19 protein-coding genes are annotated in these 19,000 nt (G+C 67.7%); 7 read left to right on the forward strand and 12 right to left on the reverse strand.

The window, feature by feature from the left end; all coding sequences use genetic code 11:
• Nucleotides 1-23 precede the first annotated feature (23 nt).
• The 4 genes from pxpA to pcp all read left to right on the forward strand — a co-directional run bounded on the left by pxpA (nucleotide 24) and on the right by pcp (nucleotide 3,326).
• Nucleotides 24-764: a 5-oxoprolinase subunit PxpA gene (gene pxpA / locus RR42_RS00650; RefSeq protein WP_043342811.1), complete on the forward strand. Its 741-nt coding sequence runs from the start codon at nucleotides 24-26 to the stop codon at nucleotides 762-764.
• A 125-nt stretch (nucleotides 765-889) separates the two neighbouring features.
• On the forward strand, nucleotides 890-1,627 hold the full coding sequence (locus RR42_RS00655) for a DUF969 domain-containing protein (protein ID WP_043342816.1): 738 nt from the start codon (nucleotides 890-892) through the stop codon (nucleotides 1,625-1,627).
• A 3-nt stretch (nucleotides 1,628-1,630) separates the two neighbouring features.
• Nucleotides 1,631-2,581 carry a DUF979 domain-containing protein gene (locus tag RR42_RS00660; RefSeq protein WP_043342819.1) on the forward strand — a complete coding sequence of 317 codons (951 nt, stop codon included), beginning with the start codon at nucleotides 1,631-1,633 and terminating at the stop codon, nucleotides 2,579-2,581.
• A gap of 70 nt (nucleotides 2,582-2,651) precedes the next feature.
• Nucleotides 2,652-3,326, forward strand: a complete 675-nt coding sequence (pcp, locus tag RR42_RS00665) for a pyroglutamyl-peptidase I (protein ID WP_043342823.1) — start codon at nucleotides 2,652-2,654, stop codon at nucleotides 3,324-3,326.
• Nucleotides 3,327-3,334: 8 nt separating this feature from the next.
• Here the strand turns inward: pcp and RR42_RS00670 are convergent, their stop codons facing one another.
• The 5 genes from RR42_RS00670 to RR42_RS00690 all read right to left on the reverse strand — a co-directional run bounded on the left by RR42_RS00670 (nucleotide 3,335) and on the right by RR42_RS00690 (nucleotide 8,338).
• Nucleotides 3,335-4,627, reverse strand: a complete 1,293-nt coding sequence (locus tag RR42_RS00670; RefSeq protein WP_082054774.1) for a VanZ family protein — start codon at nucleotides 4,625-4,627, stop codon at nucleotides 3,335-3,337.
• Nucleotides 4,628-4,638: 11 nt separating this feature from the next.
• Complete coding sequence (locus RR42_RS00675; RefSeq protein WP_419188876.1) at nucleotides 4,639-5,277, reverse strand: ABC-type transport auxiliary lipoprotein family protein; 639 nt, start codon at nucleotides 5,275-5,277, stop codon at nucleotides 4,639-4,641.
• 111 nt (nucleotides 5,278-5,388) lie between these two features.
• Entirely contained in the window at nucleotides 5,389-6,330 is a 942-nt protein-coding gene (locus RR42_RS00680; RefSeq protein ID WP_043342827.1) for an MlaD family protein, read from the reverse strand.
• Complete coding sequence (locus tag RR42_RS00685; protein WP_052494396.1) at nucleotides 6,327-7,220, reverse strand: ABC transporter ATP-binding protein; 894 nt, start codon at nucleotides 7,218-7,220, stop codon at nucleotides 6,327-6,329. The genes RR42_RS00680 and RR42_RS00685 overlap by 4 nt, the downstream gene beginning before the upstream one ends.
• On the reverse strand, nucleotides 7,217-8,338 hold the full coding sequence (locus RR42_RS00690; protein WP_043342830.1) for an MlaE family ABC transporter permease: 1,122 nt from the start codon (nucleotides 8,336-8,338) through the stop codon (nucleotides 7,217-7,219). The genes RR42_RS00685 and RR42_RS00690 overlap by 4 nt, the downstream gene beginning before the upstream one ends.
• A 141-nt stretch (nucleotides 8,339-8,479) precedes the next feature.
• Between RR42_RS00690 and RR42_RS00695 the strand changes: the two genes are divergently transcribed.
• Genes RR42_RS00695 through RR42_RS00705 form a run of 3 tightly spaced genes read left to right on the forward strand, consistent with a single transcriptional unit; the run spans nucleotide 8,480 to nucleotide 11,007 of the window.
• The gene (locus RR42_RS00695) at nucleotides 8,480-9,382 is read left to right on the forward strand and encodes a biotin--[acetyl-CoA-carboxylase] ligase (protein ID WP_052494397.1); all 903 of its coding nucleotides are present in this window, start codon (nucleotides 8,480-8,482) and stop codon (nucleotides 9,380-9,382) included.
• Nucleotides 9,379-10,221, forward strand: a complete 843-nt coding sequence (locus RR42_RS00700; protein ID WP_043342833.1) for a type III pantothenate kinase — start codon at nucleotides 9,379-9,381, stop codon at nucleotides 10,219-10,221. The genes RR42_RS00695 and RR42_RS00700 overlap by 4 nt, the downstream gene beginning before the upstream one ends.
• A gap of 57 nt (nucleotides 10,222-10,278) precedes the next feature.
• Complete coding sequence (locus tag RR42_RS00705; protein ID WP_043342835.1) at nucleotides 10,279-11,007, forward strand: SPOR domain-containing protein; 729 nt, start codon at nucleotides 10,279-10,281, stop codon at nucleotides 11,005-11,007.
• A gap of 28 nt (nucleotides 11,008-11,035) precedes the next feature.
• On the opposite strand, the gene rfaE2 is transcribed toward RR42_RS00705, so the two are convergent.
• The 7 genes from rfaE2 to RR42_RS00740 form a co-directional block, all read right to left on the reverse strand.
• Nucleotides 11,036-11,524, reverse strand: a complete 489-nt coding sequence (gene rfaE2, locus RR42_RS00710; protein WP_043342840.1) for a D-glycero-beta-D-manno-heptose 1-phosphate adenylyltransferase — start codon at nucleotides 11,522-11,524, stop codon at nucleotides 11,036-11,038.
• An 896-nt stretch (nucleotides 11,525-12,420) separates the two neighbouring features.
• The gene (locus RR42_RS00715) at nucleotides 12,421-13,284 is read right to left on the reverse strand and encodes a ferritin (RefSeq protein WP_043342844.1); all 864 of its coding nucleotides are present in this window, start codon (nucleotides 13,282-13,284) and stop codon (nucleotides 12,421-12,423) included.
• Between the two features lie 219 nt (nucleotides 13,285-13,503).
• Nucleotides 13,504-14,724 carry a patatin-like phospholipase family protein gene (locus RR42_RS00720; protein ID WP_419188877.1) on the reverse strand — a complete coding sequence of 407 codons (1,221 nt, stop codon included), beginning with the start codon at nucleotides 14,722-14,724 and terminating at the stop codon, nucleotides 13,504-13,506.
• A gap of 90 nt (nucleotides 14,725-14,814) precedes the next feature.
• Nucleotides 14,815-15,723: a PhaM family polyhydroxyalkanoate granule multifunctional regulatory protein gene (locus RR42_RS00725; RefSeq protein ID WP_043342850.1), complete on the reverse strand. Its 909-nt coding sequence runs from the start codon at nucleotides 15,721-15,723 to the stop codon at nucleotides 14,815-14,817.
• 69 nt (nucleotides 15,724-15,792) lie between these two features.
• Nucleotides 15,793-16,677: an enoyl-CoA hydratase/isomerase family protein gene (locus RR42_RS00730; protein ID WP_419188869.1), complete on the reverse strand. Its 885-nt coding sequence runs from the start codon at nucleotides 16,675-16,677 to the stop codon at nucleotides 15,793-15,795.
• A 199-nt stretch (nucleotides 16,678-16,876) separates the two neighbouring features.
• Entirely contained in the window at nucleotides 16,877-17,860 is a 984-nt protein-coding gene (locus RR42_RS00735; RefSeq protein WP_043342853.1) for a fumarylacetoacetate hydrolase family protein, read from the reverse strand.
• 66 nt (nucleotides 17,861-17,926) lie between these two features.
• Nucleotides 17,927-18,949, reverse strand: coding sequence for a Bug family tripartite tricarboxylate transporter substrate binding protein (locus tag RR42_RS00740; protein WP_082054775.1), 1,023 nt, complete (start codon nucleotides 18,947-18,949; stop codon nucleotides 17,927-17,929).
• Between the last annotated feature and the right edge of the window lie 51 nt (nucleotides 18,950-19,000).

Below are 19,000 nucleotides of genomic sequence, written 5' to 3' on the forward strand. Positions count from 1 at the left end.
CAAGACCGGTGAGGAGCAACGCAATGCATATCGACCTGAACGCCGACCTCGGCGAAGGCTGCGGCAACGACCGCGAGTTGCTGGGGCTGATCAGCTCGGCCAACGTGGCCTGCGGCTGGCATGCCGGCGACGCCGCCACCATGCTGCAGACCGTGAAGTGGGCACTGGAGCAGGGCGTCGCCATCGGCGCGCATCCGAGTTATCCCGACCGCGAGAACTTTGGCCGCACCGAGATGCAGCTCGATCCCGAGGTGGTGTACGCGAACACGCTCTACCAGATCGGCGCCCTGGCCGCGCTGGTGCGCGCGCAGGGCGGCCAGCTGGCCCACGTGAAGGCGCACGGCGCGCTCTACAACCAGGCCGCCAAGGATCCCAAGCTGGCCGACGCCATCGTGCGCGCGGTGCGCGACTTCGACTCCGACCTGGTCTTCTTCGGCCTGGCTGGCAGCGTCATGGTGAAGGTGGCGCGCGAAGCCGGCCTGAAGGTGAAGGAAGAAGTCTTCGCCGACCGCGGCTACAACCCCGACGGCTCGCTGGTCAAGCGCGGCACGCCCGGCGCGCTGCACGAAGACGAGAACGTGGCGCTGGGCCAGACGCTGGACATGGTGCGCGAGCAGCGCGTGCGCGCCATCGACGGCACCTATGTACCGATTCGCGCCGAAACCGTGTGTCTGCACGGCGACGGCGCACACGCGCTTGCCTTTGCGCGCCGCATTCGCGAGCGGCTCGGCGCCGAAGGCATCGCAATCCGCGCTGGAGTCTGAGGGGCACGCCACACCTAACGGATGCGCCCCTCAGGCTTCCGGCTTTCACTGTGCCCCGCGCGGGTGTCGAGCAGCATGACGCGGCGCGGGGCACTCGCCTCCATCACACTCTATTGGTGTCTCTCATGGAACAGGCAGTCAACCTCTGGCCCCTAGTTGGGGTCGGCATCATCATCCTCGGCTTCGTGCTGCGCTTCAATCCCATGATGGTGGTGGCGCTTGCCGCCATCGCCACCGGGCTGGCGGCAACCATGCCGGTCATGCAGATCTTCACGGCGATCGGCACCGCCTTCGTCAAGACGCGCAACCTGCCGCTCATCATCCTGCTGCCGCTGGCGGTGATCGGCCTGCTCGAGCGCCACGGGCTGCGCGAGCACGCGCAGGCGTGGATCTCGCGCATCGCGTCGGCCACCGTGGGGCGCCTGCTGATCGTCTACCTCGGCGTGCGCGAGCTCACCGCCGCGGTGGGCCTGACCAGCCTCGGCGGCCATCCGCAGATGGTGCGCCCGCTACTGGCCCCGATGGCCGAAGGCGCGGCCGAGACCCGCTTCGGCAAGCTGCCCGAGCCGATCCGCCAGCGCGTGCTGGCCTTCTGCGCGGCCACCGATAACGTCGGCCTGTTTTTCGGCGAAGACATCTTCGTGGCCTTCGGCGCCATCGCGCTGATGCACACCTTCCTGCTGTCGTCCAACATCGACGTGGAACCGCTGCATATCGCCGTGTGGGGCATCCCCACCGCGATCTGCGCCTTCCTGATCCACGCCGTGCGCCTCAAGCGCCTGGACATGTGGCTGGAGCGCGAAGTGGGCGGCAAGTCCGCCGCAACGGCTGGCGCTGCCCCGGCAGCCAAGAGCGGGGAATAAGCCATGATCATTTCCATCGACTATCTCTACTGGCTCGCCGGGCTGGTGCTGGCCATCACGGCCTTGATGACCTTCGCCGACCGCGGCCATCCGCGCCGGCTCAGCACGGGTTTGTTCTGGGCGCTGTATGCGCTGGTCTTCCTGATCGGAGACAAGCTGCCGCCGGCCATCGTCGGCATCGGCGCCGTGGTGATGGCGCTGATCGCGGGCTTTGGCGGCGTGGGCCACGGCAAGCACGGCACGCTGCCGGAGGCCGAACGCCGCGCCTCGGCCAAGCGCCTGGGCAACAAGCTGTTCATCCCGGCGCTGCTGATTCCCGTGGTGACCGTGATCGGCACGCTGCTGTTCAAGGACGTGAAGGTCGCCGGCCTGGCGCTGCTCGATCCCAAGAACGTCACCTTCGTCTCGCTCGGCATCGGTTGCCTGGTGGCGCTGGGCGTGGCGTGCTGGCTCACCCGCGACACGGTGGTGCAGGGCGTGCGCGAATCGCGCCGGCTGACCGAGTCGCTGGGCTGGGCGCTGGTGCTGCCGCAGATGCTGGCCATGCTGGGCCTGGTGTTCGCCGATGCCGGTGTGGGCAAGGCGGTGGCGCACCTGACCACGGCCTATATCAACATGGACTACAAGCTCGTGGCCGTGGTGGTGTACTGCGTGGGCATGGCGCTCTTTACCGTGATCATGGGCAATGGCTTTGCCGCCTTCCCGGTGATGACCGGCGGCATCGGCGTGCCCATCCTGGTGAACATGTTCCACGGCAACCCGGCGGTGATGGCGGCCATCGGCATGTTCTCCGGCTACTGCGGCACGCTGATGACGCCGATGGCGGCCAACTTCAACATCGTGCCGGCCGCGCTGCTGGAGCTTGATGACAAGAACGCCGTGATCCGGGCGCAGGTGCCAACCGCGCTGATGATCCTGGTGGCCAATATCGCGCTGCTGTATTTCCTGATGTAAGAACGCGGCCCCGCCGCGAAAGATTGGCCAGGGGCCCGGGCAACCGGGCCTCTGGCCGGGAGTCCCTGCCATGCGTACCGTGCTGCTGACCGGCTTCGAGCCGTTCGAGAGCGAGCCCATCAATCCTTCCTGGGAAGCGGTGCGCGCGCTTGACGGCGTGCGCATCGGCAACGGGCCCGATGACCTGGACGCCGCGATCATCGTCGCGCGCCAGTTGCCCTGCGTGTTCGGCGCGGCCAACGATGCGCTGGCGGACCTGCTCGACGCGATCCATCCCGTGCTGGTGATCGCGGTGGGGCAGGCGGGCGGGCGCCCCGAGATGTCGGTGGAGCGCGTGGCGATCAATGTCGACGATGCGCGCATTGCCGACAACGCCGGCGCGCAACCCGTCGACACCCGCATCGCCGAGGAGGGCCCGGCGGCGTATTTCTCCAGCCTGCCGATCAAGGCCATCGTGCGCGACATGCGCGCCGCGGGCGTGCCCGCATCGGTGTCGCAGACCGCAGGCACCTTCGTCTGCAACCACGTGTTCTACGGCTTGATGCACCTGCTTGCCACGCAAGGCGTGCCTGCCGGTATCCGTGGCGGCTTCATCCATATTCCCTATCTGCCTGAACAGGCGGCGCGCCATCCGGGGCAGCCCAGCCTGTCGCTGGCGTTGATGATCGAAGGCATCCGCTGCGCGGTGACCACGGCGCTTGCCACCACCAACGATATCCGCGAGCAGGGCGGCCAGACGCACTGAGGCGCCGCTCAGTCGCCCGGCGGCCTGGCATCCTCCCGATTGTCTCGATTCTCCCGATTGTTGCCATCGCCGCCGCCATCACTTGCGCGCGCCGCCAGCCGCTTCGCCTTGCGGCGCGCACGCCGCAGGCTGCGGCGATCCAGCTGGAATTGCTCGAAGCGCCAGATCAGGTAGCACAGCGCCACGAACGGCCACATCCATCCCAGCCATTGCGACAGGCTGTTGAAGTGGATGAACCGGCCCAGCCGCCAGCCCTGTTCCGAAATCCAGGAGTACGGATTGGCGGGCAGCAGGTTGGACAGCATCACCAGCAGCATCAGCGTGGCGAGTGCCAGCGCGCCGCGCAGCCAGCGCGGCAGGCGCAGCAGCAAAACCAGCATCAGCGAGCCCGTCAACAGGGCAAAGCGACCGCCTTCGGACAGCCAGTTGAAGGCGTTGTCGTCCGGGAACTGCATCTCGGCCACCACCGCCTTGAGCAGCAGCGCGCTGGCCAGCAAGGCCGCCAGGATGCGCAGCATCGGCGCCTGCCTGCGCATGGCGATCGAGGCAAACAGCCCGGTGCCCACCCAGCCGCATCCGGTGACGAGAGACTCCAGCAACTGCTGGCCTTGCACGTCGTCCGGCCGCAGCAGGCCGATTTTCTCGATCAGGTCGGGCAGCCCCGGAAATACGCCTTGCAGCCACTGCACGGGCCAGGAGTCGGGGTCGGTCAGCCACTCGCGCACGATCGCGCCCATGCCGAACAGGTGATCCTGCGGAAAGATCTGCGCGAACGGCCACAGCAGGATCAGGATGATGGCAAAGCTGGCGTGCGGCTCGAACCACGCCATGCGCAACTGGCGCAGCGAGCCGCGATCGATCAGCGCGGCCGAGAAGGGCGCCACCGCTGCGCCGCCCAGCAGGGCGCCCAGCGCGTTGGTCATCAGGTCGATATTGGACGAGACGCGGTTGGGCAGCCAGGTCTGCAGCGCTTCCATGGTGCCTGACAGCAGTGTGCCCGCCACCAGCGCCAGCAGCACGGCGCGCACGCCGGAGATGCGCGGGTGCAGGGACAGCACCACCAGCGCGCCAAGCGGGCAGTAGCCCAGCACGTTGGTGATGAGATCGAACCCGGTCAGGTAGCGGGGCTTGGGCGCGGTGAGGAAAGCCAGCGCGGAGATGCCGTTGTCGGTCCAGCCCGTGAACGGGTACAGGCTGCCATAGACCACCAGCAGGGCGAAGCACAACAGCCCCACCCGCGCCAGCGGCGAGTGGCGCGGTGGCGGTGGCGGGGGAGCGAGCGGCGCGGGAGCCGATGCCATGCGCGGCCCGCTTACTGCAGCGGCAGCGTTGCCACCCAGTCCAGGATCGCCGCAATGGCGGCATCGCTGCCGGTGGCAAGTGCCTTGACGCCGCCGGCGCCATCGGCTGTGGCGGCGGGCTGCGCGACCACGAAGGTCTTCTGCCCGATCAGCCCGCTGCGAAATACCGTGGCGCGCACGCGGATCACGCCGCGGCTGGCGCTGGCGCTGTCGAACACCTGCTCGAACTCCAGCACGTCGATCTTGAGCGCCGGCGCGGCAGTGTCGCCGAACCAGGTCAGTGCGCCGCGCGAGGCCACGGCTTCGCGCAGGCGGTCGTCGAACAGGCGCACCGGCGACATCACCCAGCGCTGCGTGGCATAGGGCTGCAGGCGCTCCGCCTGGGCGTAGTGCAGCCGGTAATACAGCGAGTTGCCGTCCAGCCAGGTAGGGCCATCGGTCTGTGCCACGCGCATCTTGGGCAGGTGCGCGGCGTCAGGTGCGGCTCCTGTCGGCGGGCCCAGATCGTAGGTGATGGTGGGCGTGGACGGCGTCAGGGCACAACCGCCCAGCAGCAGGCAGGCCAGCGCAACGCCGGCAGCCAGCCGGCGCGGCAAGGCGAAGGTGCCGGGCGTGTCGCGTCCGTCCGGCCGGGTTTGGGCATTGCGCATCATGATGTGCCTTGGTTTGCTCGAAGGATTCGCAGCGCCAGCCTGGCGGGCCAGGCGTGGCGGGCGTGCGGCGAGTGCGTAGGTGCGCGGCATGAGGGCTTGCGGTCCGCGTCAGGGGGCCTGGAAGCCAGGCTCGCCCGGGCCCGGCACGGCGGCGGGGCCGCCAAACAGCACGCTGCGCGGGCTGTCGTTGAACTGGCTGGCGGCACGGTCGATGCTGCGCATGGTCTGGCGCGCGTCGCGCGCGAGCCCGTTGATCTGCGGCAGCGTGTCTTGCGAGACGCCGCCAGCGGCCGACTGCACGGAATCGGCGGCGCCCTGCAGGTCGCGCCCGACGCGGTCGACGGTGCGCATCACGGGCCCGTTGGGGCTGGCCAGCTCCTGGGTGAGGTGCCGCGTGGAGGCCAGCGTGGCGTTGAGGTTCTCGGTCACCTGTGGCAGCTGGCGCACGGCTGGCGAGATCGAGCTGGCCAGTTGCGAGTAGTCGTCGGCGGTCTTGTGCACCGAGCGGATCGCCTCCATCAGGTCTCGCCGGTTGTCGGCCTGGAACATGTCATTCAGCGAGCCCATGATCGTTTCCAGTTGCGTGAGCAAGCTGTCGCCGCGCTTTTCCAGCTCTTCGAAGAAGCCGGCCCGCATGATGATGCGCGCCACCGACCTGGAGGAGGTGGCCAGGTGCGGCGACGGCGCGCCGCCTTCCTGCGCGGTGGTGTCGTCGAGCTGCACGTAGCCGATTCCGGTCACGCCCTGGAAACCGAGCGTGGCATAGGTGGTGTGGGTGATCGGGGTGTCCTGGTTGACGCTGATGCGCACGATGATCTGGCCCGGCACGGTCGGATCGAAGCGGATCGACACCACCTTGCCCACGTCCAGCCCGCGGTACTTGACGTCGGCCTGCGGCCCCAGCCCATTGACGGTGGAGCGGGTGATCAGGTCATACGGCACGCGCACCGCGTGGTCGCTGCTGAACCAGAAGATCGCGAACAGCACCAGGACGGCGAGTCCAATCGTGAACACGCCGGCCAGGAAGGCGTGCGACTTGTTTTCCATCATGCTTCTCCAGATTGCGGGCCTGCGGGTGTTGCCGCATGCTTTGCCGCGCGCGCCGCGTCCGGCAAAGCCGGGAGCGCCTGCATGGCGCGCTGCCCGCGCTCGCCCAGGAAATATTCGTGGATGAACGGGTGGTCGATATGCACCAGTTCCCGGATTGGCAGCGCGGCGAGTACCTTGTGGTCCGCCAGCACCGCGACGCGGTCCGACAGCGCCACCAGGGTGTCGAGGTCGTGCGTCACCATCACCACGGTCAGGCCCAGCTCGCGGCGCAGTTCGCGGATCAGCGCCACATAGTCGTCCGAGGCCATCGGGTCCAGCCCGGCGGTGGGCTCGTCCAGGAACACCAGTTCCGGCTCCAGGGCCAGGGCACGCGCGAGCGCCACGCGCTTGATCATCCCACCGGACAGGTCGGACGGCATCTTGTCCGCGTCCCGCGCCGACAGCCCCACCAGTTGCAGCTTGAGCAGCGACGCCGCGCAGATGAGATCGTCGGGCAGGGTGCGAAGTTCACGCAGCGGCAGCGCGATGTTGTCGATCACCGACAGCGCGGAGAACAGCGCGCCGCGCTGGAACTGCAGGCCCCAGCGGTTGCGCAGGGCTTGCAGCCGGGCGGCGTCGAGCTTGGTCAGGTCCTCGCCGAACACACGGATGGTGCCGGAGGTGGGCCGCTCCAGCCCCACGATCTGGCGCAGCAGCACGGTCTTGCCGCTGCCCGAGCCGCCGACGATGGACAGCACTTCGCCCCGGTACACATCGAGGTTGAGGTGGTCGTGCACAACCGCCTCGCCAAAGCGCTTGACCAGGTCGCGTACCTCGATCACGGTGGTGCGCGGGGCGTGCTGCACGGTCCCCGAGGGCGGCGTTGCGGTGGCGGTCGTGGCGGTAGTCATAAGCCGATGTCCTTGAACAGGATGGCGAAGATGGCATCGGCCACGATCACAACGGTGATCGAGGTCACCACCGAGGCGGTGGTGCCTTCGCCCAGGCTGCGCGTGTTGGGCTCGATGCGCAAGCCGAAATGGCAGGCGGTGAGCGCGATCAGGATGCCGAACACCACGCCCTTGCCCAGGCCCATCCACAGGTTGGCCACCGGCACCGCATCGGGCAGCGCGCGCAGGAAGAAGGCCGCGCTGATATCCAGCTGCAAGTGCGCGGCCAGCATGCCGCCGGTAAGCGCCAGCACGTCGGTCCAGGCCACCAGCAGCGGCATGGCGATGGCCAGCGCGATCACGCGCGGCATGATCAGCCGGAAGCCGTGCGAGATGCCCATCACGCGCATCGCATCGAGCTCCTCGGTGACCCGCATCACGCCGATCTGCGCGGTGATTGCCGAGCCCGAGCGCCCGGCAATCAGGATGGCCGCCAGCACCGGGCCCAGCTCGCGGATCACCGCCATGCCGAGGATGTTGACGATAAAGATGCTCGCGCCAAAGGTGCGCAGCTGGTTGGCCGACAGGTACGACAACACGATGCCAATCAAAAAACCGACCAGTGCCGTGATGCCGAGTGCCTTGTAGCCGACGTTGTAGATATTGGCCGAGATCTCGCGCCAGGGGCCGCGCTGCGGCGCGCGCGCCAGGCGCAGCAGGTCGAAGGCCAGTTGGCCCAGCATGGTCACGCCATTGCCGAGTTGCGAGAACATCGACAGGATCGAGGCGCCGAACAGGGTCACCGGATTGAACCGGTCCACCATATGCTTCTTCCAGTTCTCGCGGCGCAGCCCGGCGATGCGGGTAAAGACGCGGCGCTGGGCTTCGTTGGCTTCGAGCTTCTCGGGCAGCTTGCCGCCCCAGGCCTGCCACATCAGCTGTGCGCCGATGTGATCGAGCCGGGCGAGGCTTGCCAGCGACCAGTGCGCGTCCGCGGCGATCGTGTGCAGCTCGTTGCGCAGCGCGCGGGCGCGGTGGCAATCGGACAGCGCAAGCGCTGTCCAGTCGCCGCGCAGTTGCACGGTTTGCGCTCCGTCCGCGCGCGTCACTTCTATGGCTGGCGTGGTAGGGCTTTCCAAAGGAGGGGGAGAAGTGATGGGCAAGTCCCGATTCTATGCCACCCGCAGCGTCAGCGGTCGTGCGCAGCGCCTCAGCCGTGGATTCGCACGGCTACAATGCTTAGCTGCTTGTGCCCATTGTGTTATCCATCGTCGAAACGCATGTCCGCTGACAAATCCTTGCCCACGCCAGACCCGCTTGCTGCGCCCGCCGCTGCCGCGCAAGCCTGGCGCATCGACCCCGATCGCCTGCGCGCCGCGCTCACCGGCTCCGCGCGCGGCTGGGCCCTCGGCGTGGTCGACGAGACCGGTTCCACCAACGCCGACCTGACGCTGGCCTGCCGCAACGCGCCGTGGACCGAGTTCGCCACGCTGCGCCTGGCCTATCGGCAGACCGCCGGGCGGGGCCGCCAGGGGCGTCCCTGGCAAGGCCAGGCGGGGCTGACGTTTTCGGTGGCGCTGCCCTTGCCGCTGGCGCCCTCGCAGTTGAGCGGGCTGAGCCTGGCGGTAGGGCTGGCGCTGGCCGAGGCGCTGGGCGACTGCGATGCGCGCCTTGGCGCCGCGGTTGGCCTGAAATGGCCTAACGACCTGCAGATCGACGGCCGCAAGCTGGCCGGCATCCTGATCGAGTCGGTGCCGGCGGGGCCACAGCGGGTCTGGGCCGTGGTCGGCATTGGCCTGAACCTGGTGCGCGATGCGCAGATGGAAGCCGCGCTCGGGCGCAGCCTGGCCGGCGTGACCGAATTCCTGCCGGGCTGCGATCCCACCGTGCTGATGGCTGCGGTGCTGAACCGGCTCGCGGTGATGCGCGAGGACTTCCTGGCGCAGGGCTTCGCGCCGATGGCGCCCCGCTGGTCCGCGCGCGATGCCTATCGCGACCAGCCGGTGCGCCTGCTGCACGACGGCCGCGTGCAGGCCGAAGGCCTGGCGCGCGGCGTTGATGGCGACGGCCACTTGCTGCTGGAAACGCGCTCGGGCCTGGAGCGCATTTCCAGCGGCGAAGTGTCGCTGCGCTTGGCGGAAAAAGGGGCGGACAAAGCGGCGGACAAAGGGGCAGGCGCATGAGCGGCACCAGTGCCGGTATGCCGCGTGTTCCGCAACTGCTGATCGATATCGGCAACACTCGCCTGAAATGGGCCTGGTGCGACGAGGCCTGGTCCGGCGCCGTGCTGCGCGAGACGCCATTGCCCACGCCCTGGCCGCACGGCGGCGCGGTGGCCCACGGCGAGGTGGCCACGCTGGTGGCGCAATGGGCGTCGCTGCGCGCGGCCGGCGCGCAGCCGCTGGTGTGGGTCAGCAACGTGGCCGGCCCGGCCATCGCGGCCAGCCTGCAAGCCACGCTCGACACCGTGTTCGGCCCTGGCATCGGTGTGAACTGGGTACGCTCGGGCCCGCGCTTCGGCGGCCTCGTCAACGGCTACCGCGAGCCCACGCAGCTCGGCGTCGACCGCTGGATCGGCAGCATCGGCGCGCGCTGCTACCGCCCCGAGGGCGCTTTGCTGATCGTCACCGCCGGCACCGCCACCACGCTCGACGTGGTGAGCGCGCAGGACCGTTTCGAAGGCGGCCTGATCCTGCCCGGCCTGGACCTGATGCTGGGCGCGCTGGCGCGCAACACAGCACAATTGCCGTCCCTGGACGTGAGCGATGCCGGGCTGGCCACGCCCTGGGCCGACAACACCCGCGACGCGATCGCAGCCGGCTGCCTGGCGGCCCAGGCAGGTGCCGTTGAGCGCACCTGGCGCGCGCTGTGCGAGCGCGGGCCGGTGCGCTGCCTGCTCTCCGGCGGCGCTCGCCATGTGCTGGCAAACGCGCTCTCCATGCCGTTCGAGATGCACGACAATCTCGTGTTGCTCGGCCTGCATGTGATGGCCTCGCAAAGTGCGCTCGGCACAGCGGGCTGATCCGCATCACACCGCATCGCTGTATTCACCCGTCGCTCCATCCCTGCATCGCCCCCAATGCTCCAACGAAGCCTTTTAATCCTGCTGGTCCCGGTCAATGCGCTGCTGCTGGCTGCCATACTGGGCGCGTTCGGCCCACAGCCGCTGGCCGGCTGGCTGGAAAGCGCGCGAGAGCCCGAACGCGCTGCCCAGCAGGCGCGCGCCGAACGCTTGCGCCAGATGCCGCAGGCGAGCGGCAAGCGGGCGGCCTCCGAGCCCGCCACTGCGGCAGCCGCAACCACAACCACGACAACAACCGCAGCCACCCCCCAAGCCGCCGCGCCAGCCATGGCTTGCGTCGAGATCGGAGGTTTCAACGGGGAACTGGTGCGCAAGGTGGCCGATGAGCTGGCCGGCGCGCCGCCCGGCGCCTGGCGCGTGGAACAGTTCGAGCGGCAGGAGCAGGCGCGCTGGTGGGTCCACCTGCCGCCGCAGGCCTCGCGCGAGAACCTGCAGCGCAAGCTCGGCGAGTTGCGCCGGCGCAATATCACCGATGTATCGGTGGTCAGCGCCGGCTCGCCGGAAACCTATACGGTGTCGCTGGGCTTGTTCCAGGAGCGCGAGCATGCCGAGCATTTCCTCGACAACCTGCGCGAGCACGGCGTGCGCACCGCGGTACTGACCGATACCCCGCATCCGCTGACGCGCCAGTGGCTGCGCGTGCGCAACGCCGACGCGGCACTGCGCACGCGGCTGGACGAGATGCGCCAGCGCTATGGCGCGCAGGATTTGCTGACCTGCACCTGAGCGGTGCATCAGCAGCTTGCTGCTTGGCTCAACTGCCTTGGCGTACCTTGGACAGCAGCTTGGTGGTGGAGCGGTCGTGCAGGAACGCGATGGCATGCGCCTGGCCGCCCCAGCTGCGCACCAGGCGGGTTTCTTCCAGCGTATCGATGTCGTAGTCGCCGCCCTTGACATAGATGTCCGGGCGCACCAGCCGGATCAGCTCGACCGGCGTTTTCTCGCGGAACATCACGACCAGATCCACCGATGCCAGCGCCGCGATCAGCGCCATGCGATCCGATTCGTGGTTCAGGGGACGGTCGTCACCCTTGCCGAGCATGCGCACTGACGCGTCACTGTTGACGCCGACTACCAGGCTGGCGCCCAGGGCCTTGGCTTGCGCCAGGTAGGTGGCGTGGCCGCGGTGGAGGATGTCGAAGACGCCGTTGGTGAAGACTAGCGGGCGGGGGAGGGGGGCTAGTTTTTCCGCTAGCGCGGTTGGGTTGTCGGGTGGGACTAGCTTGGATTCGAAGGTGGACATGGCGGGAGGGAGAGGCGTTGTCGTTGTGTTTGGGCGGCGGAGGGTTATGCGATTGTGTTCGGGTGGGGGGTGGACTTCAATGTCAACTGTAGCTTTGGCTGCAACTTCAGCTGCAACGGCTTAACGTCAAGGTCAAAGGCTGAAAGTCAAAGGCAGTTTCACCTCCCCTGCGGGGAGGCGACCTACTTTCTTGTCTCGCCAAGAAAGTAGGCAAAGAAGCGACCCGGATGGGGCGAAAGCCTCCTCGTCGCCGGACGAAAAGAGCGGCCGGAGGCCAAACTCGCATCGCCTTAAGGCGATACTCAAACATGGCCTCCTCGTTTCCGCTCCTTTCGCCCGGCGACGAGGCGCCCCATAACGGGAGATGAAAACCCAGACGGCTCGCTTCGCATCGCGGGCAGGTGATTTTCGCCTGGGGGCGCAAATCACGGCTACACCGAATAGTGATTTGATCCCACTGGGTCGGCTGTGTTTCCCGCCTGGGGGCGGGAAACACCCAAGCGCGATGCGAAGCGAGCCGTGTAGGTGTTCAGAGGCCGTATGGGGCGCCTCGGGATTTCACCAAAAGAGCGGAGAAGAGGGACCCATGTCTGAGTATCGCCTTAAGGCGATGCGAGTTTGGGTCCCGGCCGCTCTTTTGGTGAAATCCCGAGGGGGTGTCGCCCCATCCGGCGCGCCTTTTTTGCCTACTTTTTTGGCAAGACAAAAAAGTAGGTCGCCTCCCCGCAGGGGTGGTGAAACTGCAGTTGAAGTTGTAGTTGAAGTTAAGCCGTTGCAGTTGCAGCCACAACCAACCACCACTCAAATTCCAACACCCCAAAAAACAAAACCCCATCATCCGATGGGGCCCGTCCCGCCGAAGGCGCCAAAACCACCCCCCAGCCAAAAAACCAACCTTATGCCTGCGCCGGCTGCGCACCCCCCGCCGCCTGCAACCGCACATTCAACTCCTTCCGATACCGGTTCAGATCCTGCACGGTCTCGAAAGTGCGCTCGAACAGCAGCGACATATTGTGCAGGATCCGCTCGATCACCTTCTTCTCCCAGCCTTCGTCGAAGCGGATCTGCTCGTCGAGCCAGTGCTCGAGCCAGTCCGGGTCCGGCAGGCGCGACTGGATGGTGTCGTTGGGGAACAACGCCTTGTTGACGTGCAGGTTGGTCGGGTGCAGCGGCTTTTCAGTGCGGCGGGCAGAGGCCATCAGCACGCCGATCTTGGCGAAGGCCGAGCGGGCGCTGTCGCCGAACTGGTTCAGGTACTTTTTCATGTAGCGCAGGTAGGCGCCGCCGTGGCGGGCTTCATCCTGCGACAGGGTGCGGTAGATCTGCTTGATCACCGGCTCGGTGTGCCATTCGGCGGCACGGCGGTACCAGTGGTTGAGGCGGATCTCGCCGCAGAAATGCAGCATCAGGGTTTCCAGCGGCGGGGCCGGGTCGAACTCGAAGCGCACGGCGTGCAGTTCTTCTTCGGTCGGCACCAGGTCCGGGCGGAAGCGGCGCAGGTATTCCATCAACACCAGCGAATGCTTCTGCTCTTCAAAGAACCAGATGCTCATGAAGGCCGAAAAGTCGGAATCGTGGCGGTTGTCGCGCAGGAACATCTCGGTGGCGGGCAGGGCCGACCATTCCGTGATGGCATTCATGCGGATCGTCTTGGCCTGGTCGTCAGTGAGCAGGCTCGGGTCGAAGGAATCCCAGGGGATGTCCTTGTCCATGTGCCAACGTACCGCTTCCAGCGATTTGAACAGTTCGGGGTAGAGCATGGTAAGCCTTTGAAATTACGGGCAGATTCTACCAGATGCGAATTATTCCCAATGCCCTTTTTAAGCGCAAAGGAAGGGGGTGTTTGCGGCTGAACCCGCACGATGCCCAATTTATGGGCGAATATCGCGCCTTTCCCTGCTTTTATTCGTGCGAAAAAGAGCGCTATGCGTTGCTCTGCACCAAGTCCGGCGATGCGGCGAGCCTGTTGTGCCCTTAAGTCAGGCCGTCACACCGGCGGGTGGTTCGACATCAAGTGTAACCGTCCGCGCGGGCGTTGCGTTCGTGTCGTCGCCATCATCGGGCGGGATCACATCATAGAGGAACGCCGCGAGTTCGTGCTGTTGCGCCAAGGCGTCTTTCTCGCCCAGGTCGATCAGGGCCTGGGTGAACTCGGGCTCGAACAGCAGGTAGCTGGCAAAGGCCGCGCCGCGCGCTTCGGTGCCGCCCAACGGCGTCAGCAGGGCGCGCACGGTGCGGGGCAGCTGTTGCACATGCGTCGCGGCAATGGACTCGATGGGCTCGCTGGGCGAGATCGTCATCACCTGCACCGGGCGCCAGCCTTCGCGGTCGTTGGCGATCTCCGGCATGCGCGAGAGCAGGCTGTTGATGTGCTGCAGCCGTTCCAGGTCAGCGCTGAGCCCGTCAAGGAAGATGCTGGCCAGGGCCTGGCCGCCCACCTGCGCCAGCGACGGGTAGCCGCCGGCCGGCACGGTGTCGAACCAGCCGGGACGCTGGCGGGAGGCCGCGCCGATGGCCAGGATGCGAGACGCGCCCAGGTGGATAGCCGGCGACAGGGGCGACATCTGGCGCATGGTGCCATCGCCGAACCACTCGTGGTGGCCTTCGAGTTCCAGCGGCAGCGCGGGGAACAGGAAGGGGATGGAGGACGACGCCAGGAGGTGGTCCACGCCGATCCTGGCTTCCACGGCCAGCCGCTGGCTGCGGTGCCACGGATGGATGCGGCGGTGTGACTGGTAGAAAGTGACGTGGCGCCCGGTGGTATAGGACAGCGCCGTCACGGCAAAGGCCTGGAGGTCGCCGGCGTCCAGGCTGGCCTGCACCCGCTCGGGGTCGAACAGTTCGCCGAGCAGGCCGCCCAGCGGCGCGTTGTCGAACAGCGCCCGCGGCGCGCGCCGGATGGCCCAGCCGAAGGCCAGCGCGGAGAGCCACTGCGCGCCGGATGCGCCCACGCCGACGATGCCGGTGCGGTAAACGTCCTCGGCATGGATGCCGCTCCACAGCGCGGCCAGGCTATCGGCCGCGGTGCGGAAGTTGGCCGCGTTGATCGCCATGCCGGCGCCGTTGATGGCGCCGGCCGACGTGCCGCAGATGATGTCGAAGGGAATGCGGCCACGATCGCGGCCGTGCTGCGCGGCGATGCGCGCGAGGCCGCGCAATACACCGGCCTGGTAGGCGGCGCGGGCGCCGCCGCCCATCATGATCAGCGAGGTGGTCTTCACTGCAGGCGTCGGCTCCGAAGTTGGATCACGGGGTTCCCCTGGTGTCGCGTGGCCAGGCGCGGCTCAGGCTCAGGACGGCTCGCCGGAAGTATCGGCCGAGCCGTTGGCGCTGCCTTGCGGCTCGGCGGGCTTGGCCGCCGCGGATTTCTTGCTGGCCGGACGTGTGGCTTTGGGCGCGGGTTTGGCGGCCGGCTTGGCCCCGGCTGCCTTGCCGGCTGCCTTGCTGGCTGGCTGGTGGGCCGGCCTGGCCTTGTTGGCAGGCGCCTTGCCTTCCGGCCTGGCGGCGGGAGCGGGGGAGGGCGCAGGCGCGGCTTCGGGCGCGGGCGTGCCGGGCATGCCCGGCATGCCCGGCATGCCAAAGGCGCCCAGGTTGCCGAGATTACCAAACGGCGACATGCTGGCGGTGGCGGCGCTGCTGGCGATCTGGTTGAACTGCTGCTGCAGCACATCCCACCACAGGCTGGCATCCGGCGGGGCGGCGTCACCCGGGCCGGCAGCGTGGCCGGATGCTGCGGCCGGCTCTTGCGCCTGGCCGGCTTCGGGCGCATCGGGGCCGTTGTCTTCCTCGTCCTCGTTTTCCTCGACCGTAGGCTCGGGCCAGACACGCCTGGCCGCAGGGGGCTCGGCGGGTTGCTGGTAGGGCGCCGCGCTGGGCGAGCCGGCCGCGCGCGCCACGTTTTCCATTGCGCTTTGCATCGCCTCCGGCGAGAGCGCGGTGCCGATGGTCTGCAGCGCCACCAGCGTGGCGCGCTGCACCTCCAGGCCCTGGATGGTGGTGCGCAGCAGGTTGGTGTTGAGCTGCAGCCAGCCTTCCACGGCCTTGAGGTCATGGATGCGCTTGTCGACGTCCTCCAGGTTCATCGGTGGGGTCATGGCCTGCAGGCCAGGCATCAGGCCGCCCGGCATGCCGGCGGCGCTGCCCCACATCTTGCGGAGGAACTCGAAGCCGTTGGTGAAATCTGGAATCTGGCCGAACATGGTCTCGCCTCCGGGGGTCGGCAGCCGGCGGCGCCGGCTGCGGAACTGCATTGATCGGAACTACATGTGTTACTCGAACTGCGGCGGCCGCTTTTGCCGCAGGCTGGCTACGCCTTCCTGCACATCGGGGCCGGCAAAGCCCATGAATTCCAGCGCCAGCGAGGCATCGAACGAGGGGCCCGCCATGCGCAGCCAGTTATTCAGTGCGTACTTGGTCCAGCGGATCGCCGTCTGCGACCCGGCGGCCAGCCGGCGCGCCACGTCGAAGGCGCGCTCGACCAGTTCCTCTTCGTCCACGGTCAGCGACACCAGCCCGATGCGCTCGGCCTCTTCGCCGCTCACCGACTCGCACAGCATCAGATAGTACTTGGCCTTGGCCATCCCGCACAGCAGGGGCCACACGATTGCGGCATGGTCCCCCGCCGCCACGCCCAGGCGCGTATGGCCATCGACAATGCGCGCGGTCCTGGCCGCGATCGAGATATCGGCCAGCAGGCCGGCCACCAGCCCAGCGCCGACCGCCGGGCCGTGCATGGCCGACACGATCGGCTTGTCGCAATTGATCACGTTGTAGACCAGGTCCCGGGCCTCGTGCCACACGCGGGTGCGGGTGGCGAAATCGTTGGCCATGTCTTCCACCAGGGACAGGTCGCCGCCGGCCGAAAAGCCTTTGCCTTCGCCGCGGATCAGCGCCACGCGCACGTCCGGGTCGGCCGACACGTCGCGCCAGATCTCGGCCAGCTCGCGGTGCATATTGGCATCGGCTGTGGCCAGCTTGCGGTTGGCGGACTGTTGCGCACCCATCACGATCTCGAGGATGGGGCCATGCCGGCGCAGGGTCAGCGCCTGGTAGCGATCGTAGCGTGGCGACAACGGCGCGTCGTCCACGTTGTCCGTGCCGGACGAGATCGGGGTGGACGAAGGCGTGGGCGCTTGCGGAGGGATTGCGGTCATGAGGCAGCGATGGCCGGGGCCATTCCTTGGTGACGCGTGGGGGCCGGGCCGCGAAAAACGGCCCGGGTCGCCGCCGGTGGCTGCCTGGCGCAGTCGATGGCAATTAGCCAACCGTTCGGTCGGTCAATTATAAGCACTCCCATCGCCGCGCGGCCAGCGGCAAGCAGCGTGGCCCGCGGCGTTTCCCTCAGCTTCAGCTTCAGCCCTTCGCCGACACCAGCTGGTCGATCGCGCCGAACACCGAGCGGCCTTGCGCATCGAACATCTCGATCTTGACCGCGTCGCCGAACTTCATGAAGCCGGTGACCGGCTGGCCGCCGTCGATGATCTCCAGCATGCGCTTCTCGGCGATGCAGCAGTAGCCCTTGCTGCGGTCGACGTTGGAGATGGTGCCCGAGCCGACGATGCTGCCTGCGCGCACATTGCGCGTCTTGCAGATATGGGCGATGAGCTGGCCGAAATCGAACACCATGTCGGTGCCGCAGTCGGGCGCGCCCACCTTCTTGCTGTTCCAGTGGACGGTCATCGGCAGGTGCACGCGGCGCTCGCGCCAGGCTTCGCCCAGTTCGTCGGGCGTGACAGCTACCGGCGAGAAGGCGGTAGCCGGCTTGCTCTGGAAGAAGCCGAAGCCCTTGCCCAGCTCGGCGGGGATCAGGTTGCGCAGGGATACATCGTTGGCCAGCATGATCAGCCGGATGGCGTCGGCGGCCTGCTCGGGCTTGGCGCCCATCTTCACGTCGCCGGTGATGACGGCGACCTCGGCCTCGAAGTCGATGCCGAAGGCTTCGCTGGTGCACACGATATCGTCATGCGGGCCGATCATGTCGTCGGAGCCGCCCTGGTACATGAGCGGATCGGTCCAGAACTCCGGCGGCATCTCGGCGCCGCGCGCGCGGCGCACCAGTTCCACGTGGTTGACGTAGGCGGAGCCGTCGGCCCACTGGTAGGCGCGCGGCAGCGGCGCCATGCACGCCCTGGGGTCGAAGGCGAAGGGGTGGCGCGCGCGGCCCGCGTTCAGGGCATCGTAGACGTCCTGCAGTTGCGGCGCGTAGAAGTTCCAGTCATCCAGCACGGTCTGGAGCTTGCCGGCGACATCGTTGACATAGTGGGCGGTCTTCAGGTCGCGCGAGACAACCACGAGCTGGCCGTCGCGCGAGCCGTCCTTGAGGGTGGCGAGTTTCATGTATGCGGTGCGTTAGAAAAAAAGCAGATCAAGCGGAAAAAGCGGAAAAGCTGAAAAAGCAGCCCGCTAGTCTACCGTGATGCCCTTGGCCTTGATCAGCTTGCCCCAGCGCTCGGCTTCGGCATGCGCGTACTGCGCGAACTCCTCGGGCGTGCTGGAGACCGGCTCCACGCCGATGCCTTCGAAGCGCTTCTGCACGTCGGCGCTCTTGAGCGCCTTCACCAGCTCGGCGTTCAGGCGGGTCACCACCGGCTTGGGGGTGCCGGCCGGCGCCACCACGCCTTGCCAGGCATAGGCTTCGAAGCCGGGCACGCCGGCTTCGGCCACCGTCGGCACCGCAGGCAGCGCCGTCAGGCGCCTGGGCGTGGCCACGCCCAGCGCGCGCACCTTCCCGGCCGCCACGTTCTGCTGGCCGGAGGCGAGGTCAAGGAACATCAGTTCGACCTGGCCGGCGAGCAGGTCCTGCACCGCCGGCGCGGCGCCCTTGTAGGGCACGTGGGTCATCCTGGTCTTGGTCTGGTCCATGAACAACTCCATGGCCAGGTGGTGCGGGCTGCCCGCGCCCGGCGAGGCGAAATTCACCTTGCCGGGGTTCTTCTGCACGTAATCGATGGCTTCCTTGAGCGTGCGCGCCGGGAAGTTCGGCGTTGCCACCAGGATCAGCGCAAAGCGCGCCACCATCCCCACATGCACGAAGTCCTTGTCGGCGTTGTAGGGCAGCTTCTTGTACAGCGACGGGTTGGCCGCCAGGGTGGCGGTATCGGCGGTCAGCAGCGTGTAGCCATCGGGCTTGCCATGCGCTACCGCGTCGGCGCCGACGATGGTGGCCGCGCCCGGGCGGTTGTCGATCACCACCTGCTGGCCCAGCGCCGGCGTGATGGCCTGGCCCAGCGTGCGCGCCACGACGTCGGTGCCGCCTCCCGCCGGATAGGGCACGACCCAGCGGATCGGCTGGGCGGGCCAGTTGTCGGCGGCGCAGGCGGGCTGGAACGCGGCGGCGCCCAGCGTCAGCGCGGCTAGCAGCGGCGCAGCGCAGGCGCGCCATGCTGGCAGGGCGGGGCGTTGGCCGACGGGGGAAAGGCGGGTCATCTTCGTCTCCTGTAGAAAGCGGCCGCGCCGCGCCATCTGGATTGGATGGCG

Source organism: Cupriavidus basilensis (assembly GCF_000832305.1).
GTDB classification, from domain to species: Bacteria; Pseudomonadota; Gammaproteobacteria; order Burkholderiales; family Burkholderiaceae; genus Cupriavidus; species Cupriavidus basilensis_F.